Annotated in this window: 11 protein-coding genes; all 11 read right to left on the reverse strand. The window is 56.6% G+C overall.

Annotation, left to right across the window (positions count from 1 at the left end; all coding sequences use genetic code 11):
* Positions 1 to 19: 19 nt before the first annotated feature.
* Positions 20 to 646: a NeuD/PglB/VioB family sugar acetyltransferase gene (locus WBG83_RS11100; RefSeq protein ID WP_336745083.1), complete on the reverse strand. Its 627-nt coding sequence runs from the start codon at positions 644 to 646 to the stop codon at positions 20 to 22.
* The gene (gene neuB, locus WBG83_RS11105) at positions 643 to 1,725 is read right to left on the reverse strand and encodes an N-acetylneuraminate synthase (protein WP_336745084.1); all 1,083 of its coding nucleotides are present in this window, start codon (positions 1,723 to 1,725) and stop codon (positions 643 to 645) included. The genes WBG83_RS11100 and neuB overlap by 4 nt, the downstream gene beginning before the upstream one ends.
* Before the next feature lies 1 nt (position 1,726).
* Positions 1,727 to 2,887, reverse strand: coding sequence for a UDP-N-acetylglucosamine 2-epimerase (gene neuC, locus WBG83_RS11110; RefSeq protein WP_336745085.1), 1,161 nt, complete (start codon positions 2,885 to 2,887; stop codon positions 1,727 to 1,729).
* Positions 2,880 to 4,061 carry a LegC family aminotransferase gene (locus WBG83_RS11115; RefSeq protein ID WP_336745086.1) on the reverse strand — a complete coding sequence of 394 codons (1,182 nt, stop codon included), beginning with the start codon at positions 4,059 to 4,061 and terminating at the stop codon, positions 2,880 to 2,882. Before WBG83_RS11115 ends, neuC begins: the two co-directional genes overlap by 8 nt.
* Positions 4,058 to 5,074, reverse strand: coding sequence for an NAD-dependent 4,6-dehydratase LegB (locus WBG83_RS11120; RefSeq protein WP_336745087.1), 1,017 nt, complete (start codon positions 5,072 to 5,074; stop codon positions 4,058 to 4,060). The genes WBG83_RS11115 and WBG83_RS11120 overlap by 4 nt, the downstream gene beginning before the upstream one ends.
* An 89-nt stretch (positions 5,075 to 5,163) precedes the next feature.
* Complete coding sequence (locus tag WBG83_RS11125; RefSeq protein ID WP_336745088.1) at positions 5,164 to 6,093, reverse strand: BclA C-terminal domain-containing protein; 930 nt, start codon at positions 6,091 to 6,093, stop codon at positions 5,164 to 5,166.
* A 270-nt stretch (positions 6,094 to 6,363) separates the two neighbouring features.
* Entirely contained in the window at positions 6,364 to 8,364 is a 2,001-nt protein-coding gene (locus WBG83_RS11130; RefSeq protein ID WP_336745089.1) for a non-ribosomal peptide synthetase, read from the reverse strand.
* 14 nt (positions 8,365 to 8,378) lie between these two features.
* Positions 8,379 to 9,278 (reverse strand): hypothetical protein, encoded by a 900-nt coding sequence (locus tag WBG83_RS11135; RefSeq protein WP_336745090.1) that lies wholly within the window; start codon positions 9,276 to 9,278, stop codon positions 8,379 to 8,381.
* Complete coding sequence (locus WBG83_RS11140) at positions 9,275 to 10,300, reverse strand: phosphotransferase enzyme family protein (protein ID WP_336745091.1); 1,026 nt, start codon at positions 10,298 to 10,300, stop codon at positions 9,275 to 9,277. Before WBG83_RS11140 ends, WBG83_RS11135 begins: the two co-directional genes overlap by 4 nt.
* 455 nt (positions 10,301 to 10,755) lie before the next feature.
* Complete coding sequence (locus WBG83_RS11145; protein ID WP_336745092.1) at positions 10,756 to 11,322, reverse strand: nitroreductase family protein; 567 nt, start codon at positions 11,320 to 11,322, stop codon at positions 10,756 to 10,758.
* An 18-nt stretch (positions 11,323 to 11,340) separates the two neighbouring features.
* The gene (locus WBG83_RS11150; protein ID WP_336745093.1) at positions 11,341 to 12,357 is read right to left on the reverse strand and encodes a FecCD family ABC transporter permease; all 1,017 of its coding nucleotides are present in this window, start codon (positions 12,355 to 12,357) and stop codon (positions 11,341 to 11,343) included.

Consider the following 12,357-nt stretch of genomic DNA (forward strand, 5'->3'; position numbering starts at 1 on the left):
GTACCCTTATGCGGAATGCTTATCTGGCCGGCACCCCCTTGACGGTCTGGTTATCGGGTACCGGCTTAGTTACTACTGCGCCCGCGCCGATAGTCGCGCAGCGTCCGATTTCCAGCTTATTTTCCAGGGATCGGCCCTGCAAAATAACCGCCCCCGTTCCGACATAAGCCCCCTCCTTCAAGTGAACATTGCCTGAAATGCTCGCACCGGGTCCGATGGTTACATAATTTTCGATAATACAGTCATGGGCGACCGTGCAGTTCTGATTGTATATGCCGAAGCTCCCGCACCGGATACCCGTGGTCATCTGCGCCCCGGCAAACACAATATTGCCTTTTCGGCCGAGCAAGCCCGCCTTCTGCCTCGATCCGAGAGCCGCGCCCGGATGAACGATATTCACATAAGCCAGCTCCGGGAACGCTTCATAAATTCGCTTTCGGACATCAGGCCGTCCAACGGCAATGATGAACTTAAAGCCCGCTGCCGATAAAGCTTCGGCGCTGGATTCGGCCAGTACCGGATACTCCTGGGGACGATTCTGCACACCTTCCTTTTCCAGCAGCACAACGTCCTGATATCCGAGACGCTCGCAAATATCGGCAACCTCTACCGCCAGACCCGACGCTCCAAAAATCGCAATGTTCATTCGAGCAGCTCATCCTTCCGATACGGCCGATTGGCTGAAGTATTTAAAGTATCCCAGTATAAAAAAGGGGAGCGCCCCAATCCGGGCCGCTTCACCGCCACATTGCCGGCTGTGAAGTTCTCGCCAGCTTCTATGTTGCGTGCCGCGACAAGGCTTTTCCGTACAAGCTGCGCATTGCCCCGCTCCTCGGGTGTAGGAAGCTTGGCGTGTCGGCCCAAGGCCTCCTCAATTTGTCTGATGCCGGATACTAACTGGCGAAACTCCTCCGGTGTAAGCGAAGCCCGGTGATCCGGCCCTGCCAGAGCGCGATCCAGGGTCAAATGCTTCTCGATTACAGCAGCTCCCCGAGCGGCAGCGCCGATAGACACCGCGATTCCTTCCGTATGGTCGGACAGCCCTACAGGCAGCTGGAAGGCCGCTGCCAGTGTGTCCAGACAGCGCAGGTTGGCGTGCCGAGCCGGAGCCGGATACTCGGAGGTTGCATGCAGCAGCGTCACATGCCGGGCAAGCGCCTCCTGGCCGCGATCCGATATGTAAGCGTCCCGCATACCGGGCCAGCTTGGTGTCGTGCCGGAAGGCTGCGTGAATCCCCAGGCAAGGGCGGCCAACGCCTGCTCGATGTCACCGAGTGTGCTCATGCCGGTCGAAACCAGGAGGGGCTTGCCGGACTGGGCCATTTTAACAAGCAGCGGGGCGTTTGTAATTTCTCCTGAAGCCACCTTCAGCATCGGAATGCCCAGCTCCGTAACGAGTAAGTCCACACTTTCCGCATCAAACGGCGTGGACAAAAATTGAACATGCCGCTGCCGGCAATATGCAAGCAGCTCGTGATGCGCTTCACCGGAAAGCTGGAGCTTCCGCAGCATCATACGCTGAGATTCTCCGGCAGCCGTTGTTTTCCGCTGATACTCCGCTTTGGACGCATGCTCGCTTACCATGCTGTCCGCCTGAAACGATTGGAACTTCACGGCATCGGCCCCGGCATATACGGCGGCATCAATAAGCTGCTTCGCCAGCGCCACGGAGCCGTTGTGGTTGACGCCGATCTCAGCAACGATAAAGGTGCTTGCGTTTGGCATTCTAGTTCCCCACCCTGAAAAAAGTTTTAGGCCGATCCTTCGACCTGTTCGCGGCATAGTTCGTTAATTCGGTCATCATCCGCTTGCTGCTGATCCCAGCGCCGTACGGATTTACGACCTGGGTGCAGTCCATTGCATAGGCCTGCCGGATAGCCGCTACAATCGCATCGGCCCGGGCCTCGCAATGAATAACCGTATTTCCGCGCAGCCTCCCCTTTTGCCGGTCCCCAATGTCAACCGTCGGTATATGCAGGGCGGGAATCTCGCAAATGCCGCTGGAGGAATTCCCGACAACCGCATCCATATACCGGGCTGTGCTGAAATAAAGAAGCTGTCCCAATGTAGTGTAGAGACCGACATGCTCCCGCCGGTGGGCAAATGCCTCCAGCAGCCGGGCAAGCTGTCTTCCGCCCGGGTCCGCATTCGGCCTTGTCATTAAAATTCCGGTCCCGTCCCCCAGCCGGTCAAGGGCTTCGAGCAATTGCTCCATATCGGCCTCCGCTTCCTTCCCGCCGAGTGTCTCCGGATGATACGTCACCAGCACATTTCTGGCCCGGAGCCGGAAGCCCAGCTTCCTTTGCACTTCCTCACGATTCAAAAGAGGCATGTGCAGTATTCTCTCGATTCCGGGGTGCCCTACATTGACTACATGCGCGGGATTCTCACCTAGCTGGCACACCCGCTCACGCGAAAGCTCATTCGTGACAAAATGCAGCCGGGCCATCTTCGTGATTCCATGCCGTATCCCTTCGTCAAAGGCGCCCTCCGTTACATCTCCACCGCCGATGTGGATAATCGGGATTTGGGCCATATAGGCGGCAGCAGCAGCCGCCCATATTTCGAACCGGTCACCCAGCACAACGATACAATCCGGCCTCAGCCTCTGCAGCGTATCCGCGAACCCAATCATACCGAGTCCGACGGATTTCACCGCGCCTACAGGCGTATCACTGGCCAGCAGCATCTCTACCTTCTCGGCTATCTCGAAGCCGTCCTCCACAATGGTCCGATAGGTCAAGCCAAATTCGCCACACAGGTGCATGCCTGTCACAATGACCTGCAATTCCATTTCCGGCGCGGCTTGAAGCTCCCGCATAATCCCGTACAGCAAGCCGTATTCCGCCCGGCTTCCCGTTACAACGCCGATCCTCGTCTTAATCATGCTCTCCTCCCAAATCAGCGCTGCTCGGAATTGTCAAGATTCGCCGTGCCAGGCTTTCCGCCGTGGATACATCCATCCGGGGGCAGCCTGCATACATCGGTTGAAGATGCAGCGGTGTCCATAACGGCCGGGTATTCCAGCCCTTGCTGTGTGTCTGCTCCAGCAAAGGCTCCAGCCCGGCTTCGTTTTCCTCAGCAAGTACAAGCGCATTCAGCCAATAGTTGCTTTCCGCATCCGGAGGCTCCAGAAAGAAGCGAAGCCCCTCACAACCGGCAAATACTGATGCATATGCCGCAGCCAGGACGCGTTTGCGCCGGCGCAGCTCCGCTAGCTGTTCCAATTGGGCGGTCCCTAACGCCGCATTGATGCCGGGCATCCGGTAATTATGCCCGATCCGATCATGCTGAAACGCCCAGCGATGCGCAAGCTTGGCGGTTGTCGTCAAATGCTTGCACTCCCGTGCAAGCGATTCGTCATTCGTCAACACCGCGCCCCCTCCGCCGGCGGTTATAATTTTATTCCCGTTAAAGCTCAGCGCCGACAAGGTGCCCCAGGTTCCGGTATGCTGCCCTTTGTAATAGGAGCCGAGCGACTCCGCCGCATCTTCAACAAACTCAAGCCTATAGCGCCTGCATAGCTGCTGGAGTCGCTCTGGCTCCGCCGGGTGGCCTAACGTATGCACCGCAACCAGCGCCTTCATCCGTCGGCCTGTAACCCGGTTCCGGCAGCAATTGTCCCGCAGCACTGCGACCTCATCCAAATAAGCTTCCAGCTTGAACGGGTCTATCCCCAGCGTCAGCTCGGAGCTGTCCGCCAAATGGGGAACCGCCCCGCAATAGGACACTGCATTGGCAGTGGCTACAAAGGTCAGCGCCGGCACGATGACCTCATCCCCCGGCTCTACGCCGGCCAGCCGCAAGCAGAGGTGCAAGGCAGCGGTGCCATTCACAACCGCCACGGCATAACCGGCCCCCGTGTAAGCTGCAAGCTGTGCTTCAAATTGCTCCACAAAGCCTCCGGCCGACGATACCCAGCCGGTATCGAGGGACTGCTTGACATAGGCCCATTCATTTCCTTTCAAGCTTGGTTCATGAAGAGGAATGGAACAGCTGGAGGCTGGAAGCACCTGTTCAAGCCGGCCTATAATATCGTCCACAAGCTGCTCCGGCTTCATATGCTGTACCCTTGTGATTGGGCCTCGTAGCGCTTCAGATTATCGCGCTCGGTAAACCAGGCGATCGTTTCAGTCAAGCCCCGCTTTAATCCGTCCAGCCCTTGATATTCGGGACTCCAGCCCATCCGCTCCCGCGCCTTGGCAGGGTCTGCCCAAAGCCGCTCCACTTCGCTGTCCTTGGGCCGCAGCCGGACCGAATCCAGCTCAAGCTCCACATCACGGCCCATCAACTGGGCGATGAGCTGGACCAAGGCTCCGATCCGGATTTCAAAGCCGCTGCCCAAATGAATCACTTCGCCAACCGAACGTTCGGACCCGGCCGCAGCCGCAAATCCGCGTACCGTATCCCGTACATACATGAAATCCCGGGTGGGGTGAACCGCCCCCAATTTAAGCCGATCGATCCCGCTTGCGATTTGGGCAATGACTGTCGGGATTACAGCTCGAAGCGACTGCCGGGGGCCATACGTATTGAACGGACGTACGATACATACGGGGGTGCCGAACGATTGGTAAAAAGACAGCGCCAGCTGGTCCGCTCCGATTTTGGACGCGGCGTAAGGGGACTGTCCCTGCAGGGGGTGGTCCTCGGTAATCGGGACAAACCGCGCCGTTCCGTAAACCTCGCTGGTCGAGGTATGAATGACTTTGTCCAGCTGAAGCTCCCTGGCTGCCTGCAGCACATGGAGTGTTCCTTTAATATTGGTATCGATATAGCTTTCAGGCGCCTGGTAAGAGTAAGGAATGCCGACTAGCGCAGCTAAATGAAACACCGTGCTGCATCCGCGCAGCGCTTGCTTGACCGCATACGGATCCCTTATATCTCCCGTAACGATTTCGACCTGGCTCATAATTTCGTCCTGCAGCCCCGCCAGCCAGCCGGTAGCGCCAAAGGAATTATAAAACACAAAGGCCCGCACGCTGCAGCCTTGGCGGACAAGCTGCTCCACCAGGTGCGATCCGATAAAGCCGTCTGCTCCCGTCACAAGTGCTTTACTTCCCGTTAGCTTCACCTATACAGCCTCCAATCGACAAATTGGGTACTGTATAGTATTCCGCAGCGGCTGCGCTTATGCAGAGAAGTGCCTCGAGGCTTGGAAGCTTATCCCACCCTAACCATGGTCAATGTTGCCGACGTCGATGTGCCCGATAATGTTACGGTCGCCGCCAATGTCGTTGTGACCGTCACGCGAATGGCATCCCCTGCGGAAATAGTAATAATGATTTGGTTATATACAAGCGAGGTGCCGACCGCGGCCGAAACTAGGGTCCCGTTCACGGCAGCCCCGTTTCTAGTCAGTTGAAATGAAGTCAGCAGAGTCAGCGTCGGATATACTGCATAGGTGATTAAATACCTTCCGGCTGTATTAATTGTAAACGTGTCTGCTGTCGGATTATTGACCGTAATGTCTGAGGATAAGTTTTGTGCATTGGGGAACGGTAAATTGCCTGTGGGGTTCAATAAAGTTAATACAATTGTTGCTCCGGTATTGTTTGCCGCCGAGCCAGAGGTAACCGGCCCGAGTGGTCCCGTCGCCCCGGTCGGCCCGGTCGCCCCCGCCGCTCCCGTCGGCCCGGTCGCCCCTGCCGCTCCCGTCGCCCCGGTCGCTCCCGTCGGCCCCGTCGGCCCGGTCGCCCCTGCCGCTCCCGTCGCCCCGGTCGGCCCCGTCGCCCCGGTCGGCCCGGTCGTTCCCGTCGGCCCCGTCGCCCCCGCCGCTCCGATCGGCCCTGTCGCCCCGGTCGGCCCGGTCGCCCCTGCCGCTCCCGTCGCCCCGGTCGCCCCCGCCGCTCCCGTCGGCCCCGTCGCCCCCGCCGCTCCCGTCGGCCCCGTCGCCCCGGTCGCCCCCGCCGCTCCCGTCGCCCCGGTCGGCCCGGTCGTTCCCGTCGGCCCCGTCGGCCCGGTCGCCCCTGCCGCTCCCGTCGCCCCGGTCGCTCCAATTTTCCCTTCGTTACAGGCGGCCGGCGTCGAGCTGCAAGAGTAGATGACTCCGGAGCTGCACTTATTATGGCAATGATGATAAATAATAGTCATCTGCAGGGGTTCTCCTTTCCTGAAACATCATATAACAGGCCTCTACGTTCTTCTACTTCGCCCGATCACGATTCATAGGTTCTCCTGCTATAGTAAATGTAAAAAATGCAGCTTTGACTGTACATTAACCTTATCCGATATGGAAAGGGCAGGCCGTCAAAAGCACTTTACAATTCAGCCATTTCCCTGTATCTGCGGCATCATAAAGCGCAAAAAAGGAAGCATCCCGCTCCTAAGAGCCGGATGCTTCCCGCAGCTACACTATTAAATTCAGCTCATGGCAAGCAGCGCCTTCTTATTAATTTTGCCGCTTAGATTAACAGGAAAATAGGGAACCTCAACAAACCTGCCCGGCATGACGGTTGGTGATATTTTCTGCAGCAGAAACTCTCGCAGCTCTGCCGTTGCAGCAGGCCTTTTCGTCGTATAGTAGGCGTGCAGCCTCATCATGCCGTTTACTTCTACCCCCATAACAAATGCCTCGTGTATGGCCGGATGTGTGAGCAGCTGCTTCCGAATCGTTTCCGGGTGAATGAGAACCCCATTGATTTTGAGCTGATCGTCCGCTCTCCCCGCATATTCTACCGTTCCATCCGCAAGCCATCGTCCGATATCGCCTGTGCGGTACATCAGTTGATCCGGCTCATACGGGTTCGGCACAAACCGTTCTGACGTCAGTGTTTCCCGGTTCAAATACCCCGCCGCCAGGCCGTCGCCCGCAATACAGATTTCTCCAAGTATACCGATAGGGCATAATTCAAGCTGCGGGTTCACAATATAAATACGCGTGTTCGCAATCGGCCTTCCGAGCGTCACCTTTGCTTGCTCTCGCACATCGGAGGCCAGAGCGACCACCGTTGTCTCCGTCGGCCCGTAATGATTATACAGCCGGTACCCCTTTTCAATAATCCGGTCCTTGACCTGCTGCTCCAGAACCTCCCCGCCAGAAATAATGATATGTACACTTTCCAGCTTCGCATCCTCCGATACCAGGGACAACAACGAAGGAACGAGAGGTACCACATGCACCTGATGCGTATCGATAAATTTGCGGAAGGCACCCTTGTGCAGCAGCATTTCCGTGCGGATCAAAAAGACTGTGCCGCCGTTCAGCAGCGTACAGAAAATCGATTCCACCGACGCGTCAAACGTCAGATTTGCGGTTTGCAGCACATGCGGGTGCCGCGAAATCCGGTAGCGATCCTCGAACCAGGCTGCGAAGTTAACAACCCCTTGATGGCGGACCAAAACTCCTTTGGGCGTGCCGGTCGTTCCTGAGGTATAGATGACATAAGCAAGATCTGCCGGACTCCCGGGCCACGGCGTGTCGTCAAGGGTGACATCCTCGTACATGAGAGGGTCATACGGATTGATACATTCAACCCCCATCCGGCTGGAAAAAGCCTGAGTAACCGCCACACGAACACCGCTATCCTCCAATATGGCGCGGGTATGCTCTTCAGGCGCACGGGGATCAACGGGCAAATATGCCGCGCCGGCCTTCAGAATCGCCAGCAGGCCGATCACCATCTCCGGTGTCCGGTCCGCCGTAATGGCAACGAACTGCCCCGGCCGGACACCCCTGCAGCGCAGCGCAGCGGCAAGCTGTCCCGATTTCCGGTCCAGCTCCTTATAGCTGAGGCTTACGTTATTGCATACGACCGCCCGATTGTCCGGCGTTTGGGCCGCCTGCTCCATGAACCGTCCGTGAATGGTTTGCCGCCTTGAATAGGCCGCCTCTGTCCGATTGAAATCATGCAGAAGGCGGCTGCGTTCCTGCTCGTGCAGCAGCTCCACATCGCAAATACGCAGCTCGGCCTGCTGCCGCAAGGCCCGGTACACACGCTTCAAGTGGGCTTCAAGCTGCATCGGCGGAACAGCAGCATGAAGGTGCTGATTCAGCTTGCGGTCAGCCTTCATCATTTGCTCCAGCAGAGCCTGCAGCTCCGGACTGTCCGCATCCTCAAGCGGATCATTCCCAGCCTGCAGCCATATCGCTTCATTCCAATAAGGCTCCATTTTGCCGGCCAGCTTCGCGCACCACTGCGCCAGCGTATCCTCCGGACAGGCTGTCATTTCCAGACACATGGCCGCTTCCGAGGGAAGCGTCTCATATTTGCAGGTCCAGACAGGAAGCGTGCTGTTCGAATCAAAGCATAATAACAGATTGTCCGGCTGGTGGTACTTCATGAACACAATTCCCCAAGCCGCATGTAACAGCGTAATCACCCGGCGATTGCGTCCGGCGCGGTCGTCCCTGGCAAGCTCCATTCCATATCCCTCGCTTATACAGGCTTTGATTGGTGTATAGACTGCTCCCGGATCAAAGCATCCCGCAGCTGAGCCACCGCTTTTCTCAGAAGGTCATCCCCCTCGGCATGCTTCATTAGACGTTGTTCCAGCCGGCTCCATAAGGCTTCCGCCGGAAGCAGCAGCCCCTTCACCGCCAGATTAACTGTGGCGCGCCAAGCATCCATATAGCCGATCACTGCCTGCTGCATCTCATCAATAGCAGCCCTGCTGCTTGCTGGAACCGGTGCCGTCTCAAGCATCCTGACCAGCCCCTGCAGCCGGTGCTGCATATGGCGGGTTTCCTTCACAATGCCGCATATCCTGGCAGGAGGCAGCTTGGCGGCAAGCAAGCGCTTCGCGAAGTCCCCCAGGTTGAACGAGTCCGAACGAAGCTGCCTGATTACATAGCTCACCGCCGTCTCATCCGTAACCGCCTTACAGCCCGGCTTGAACGCCTGGAAGGGCAAGTCCATCGCTTGATGAGCAAGCTCCAGCACGCTCCGGCTCATCTCTCCGCTAAATCCGGGATGATCGTCAAAGATGAGGTAACGTCCATCCTCCAAGCGGCGCTGCACCAAAATATAATGGCCGGCATGCTCTTTTCCATAAAAGACGGCCGCATGCGGCATAAAAAACAAATCACAGGGCAGCAGCACCTGCTGCCCTTCCTGCAGCGCCTCATCAATCCAGCCTCTCGTAAAATAACGTTGTATTCCGTACAGCTCAATCAGCTGCTGTTCGGTTTGCAGAACCCGGGTCAAATCGAAGCTTACTCCCGCTTCCGTCCATTCCGGGACGAACGCCCACCGGTCAATCATGGCGGCATACGGCTTCACCTCCGGGTACATGGTCAGCAGCTTATCAATATAGCAGTCCACCCATTGAATATTCATTGGCGTTGAAGCCCCCCTTCCTGGCTTTGAAAGCCCAGCCTGCCGAAATCGATTCCACCGAAAAGAGTGCCTTTTGCAAGATCCGTCCGGTAGCGGTTCAAGGTCCAGCGCTGCATCGTATTCAAGCTGCTCCCCTCCCAATTCCGCAGATGAGAAGCATACAGCAGCATATGGCGGAGCAGCATCCAGTCCGGCAAGCCCTGCAGCAGCTCCCCGGATACTGTACGGGCTTCGGCATACCCTTCCAAAAAATGCTGTAAAAACCGCTCGGCAAACAAGGTTTTATCCTTTTCCGAGGAATGCCAGGCCAAGGCATAATATAAGGCAATCGCGATATCACTTGCAAAATGATGATGCACCAGTCCATCGAAATCAAAAACAACCAGCTTGCCCTGATGCAAATGAAAATTACGATGGTGCAGGTCATGATGAATCAAGCCGAACTGCTGCGCATGCTCGGGTGCCTGCCGCAGCCGCCGCAGAACCGGCTCGGCTGCCATCTGCACATCCGGTATTTCGGAGATGGCGGACAAGCCGGCAAGGTACAGCTCCTCTTCATCCCAGCGGCATCGCGTCCATTCCGGGCTGGAGGGCCTGTACAGACACGTTACACGGTGCAGCTCCCCCGTGGTGCGCCCCCATATCCGGTACAGCTCCGGCCCCCAGTCCTGTGCCTTAATTTCCTCCCCTTCCGCCCATTCAAATGCATACGCCCAATATCCCTCCGGCCCTTCATCCCCCACAGCCTCAACATAGCGTCCATGGCGGGACAGCACCGCTCCAGCCACCGGTATGCCCTGTTCTGCTGCAAAGCGGACAAAATCGATTTCTCCCAAAATTTCAGCTTCCGTCCTCCGCTGCCGTGACGTTAATTTGAGGACATACCGCTGTCCTCGCTGCATCCAGGCATAGACACCGCTTTCAAAGCTGACTAACGGAATAAACGCCGTCTCCTCCTCTGCGAAATAAGCGCCTGCTTTCTGCACAGCCTCTGCTTCGATATGAAAACCTGCGGAATCCATCGTTTACCACCCTCACCCTCCATTTTGCGAACAAAGGATTCATCGTTATCACTGCCACGGTCTAACAACGCCAATAAAACAAGAATAGCAAGCAGCATCCGCTACAATAGTTCAAACTATGCACGCAGGCAGGAAATATGTAACGAAGCCGCTAGCTTCCAGAAAGCGAGGAAACAGCGCTGTAACGGAGATGAAGCCTCCTGTAAGATCGCGCTCTTTGCCTTTTTCCGCCCCCAGCTTTTGCCGAAATGTATAGCAGGCTGCTCGCTCTCCTCTAGCTTCACTATAGCGGCACCTTCACTTTCCTACAAACCCATTTTCTTGCTTTCATACGATCAAACCGTAGTACTTTTTTGCGAAAATATGAATTTATTGCATGTCCAGGCGCTATGCCAAAAGCCCCTGCTTCCATCGAACATGGAAATAGAGGCCCAGCCTGACATTGTATTCTTTTCTTACCCGTGAACAATTAACCGGCTTTCGGCCGATGTCCGGGGTCGGGGCGGCGGGATAACGGCCGGATAACCGATGTACAGGAGGCCAATAATTTTCTCTCCCGGCCGTACGCCGACAGCCTCTCGAAAAGCGGGTGCGTAGATGTAGGTATTCGTTTTCCAGACTACGCCGATCCCCCGCTCCCATGCAGCCAGCTGAAAGCTTTGAATCCAGCTGCTTACAGCCCCGAAATCGTCATCCCACTGCTTTTGCTGGGAATCCTCTTTCATAACCACGATCAGATGAACGGGAATTGTTGCGAAATCCTTCATCCGCTGGTCCGCGTATTTCTCCTTCTCCTCCGCCGACATCGCGCCAAGCACAGCCTCGGCCAGCTGCTTGCGCCCTTCCAGCTTGTATTGTATAAACCGCCACGGCTCCCGCAGCCCGTGATTCGGCGCCCAATTGGCAATATTCATCAGCTCCAGCAGCAGCTCCTGATCGACCGGATCGCTTTTAAACTGCCGAATTGTCCGTCTCTCCCGGATTACGCTTGCCGTATGGAATGCAGAACGATCAAGATCCAATGCACCAGCACCTCCTTGTTATGACAAATTGCGCTTCGTATACAGCAAATAGAGCATGTACGGCGCTCCAATAAATGCAATCATAATGCCGCATGGAATTTCCGAAGGCTTGAGCAGCGTTCTGCCCAGCAAATCCGCCAGCATCACCAGCAAGCCGCCAAGCAAGGCTGCCGCCGGCAGCAGTCTCCGGGAGCTGGGACCGACCAAATATCTTGACATATGCGGAGCCATCAGACCAACGAAGCCGATTGTGCCAGCCACTGCAACTGAAGCACCTGCCAGACTCACACTGATCAGCAGCAGAATAAACCGGGTGCGCTCCAGCCTGCTGCCTAGTCCCTTGGCCAGCTCATCCCCCAACCGGATGACATCGAGCTGCTTGGCAAGCAGCATACAAAGCGGGAAAAGCACAGCAAGCCACGGCAGCAGCGCCCAAACATGCTCCCAGCTCCGCCCATATACGCTGCCGCTCATCCACAGCATGGCTTTTTTCGCGTCGCGAATGCTGCTGAAGGTGAGTAAGAAAGACACAAAGGCCCCCGCGCAGGCTGAAATCGAGACGCCTACCAGAACAAGCCGAACAGGAGACAACCCTTGCCGCCAAGCCAGCACGTACGAAACCGCCGCAGACAGAAGGGCTCCGCCGAAAGCAACAAATGGAAGCCATACGACGGGCAAATCAGGTACAAGCACGATCGCAAGCACGGCCATCAATGCAGCGCCTGCATTCAGACCAATTACCCCGGGGGCTGCCAGCGGGTTGCGCGTAATCCCTTGCAGGATGACTCCGGAAACCGCAAGACCTGCTCCAACCAGAAATGCAACCAGCGCGCGGGGCAGCCTGAATCGGTGAATAACAAGCTCATAGCGGGAGTTGCCTTCCCCTATTCCAAATACCGTTTTGATTGCATCCCCAACCGTCATCGGGAAATCTCCGCTTATCATTTGCAGACACAGCACAGCAAGATTGATTCCCAGCAGCGCCAGGAGAACAAGCAGCAGCAGCTTGGACTTCAAAAGAGTTCGTATGTGCAT

Origin of the sequence: Paenibacillus sp. y28 (assembly GCF_037137075.1) — a bacterium.
Classification (GTDB): Bacteria; Bacillota; Bacilli; order Paenibacillales; family NBRC-103111; genus JBBBNV01.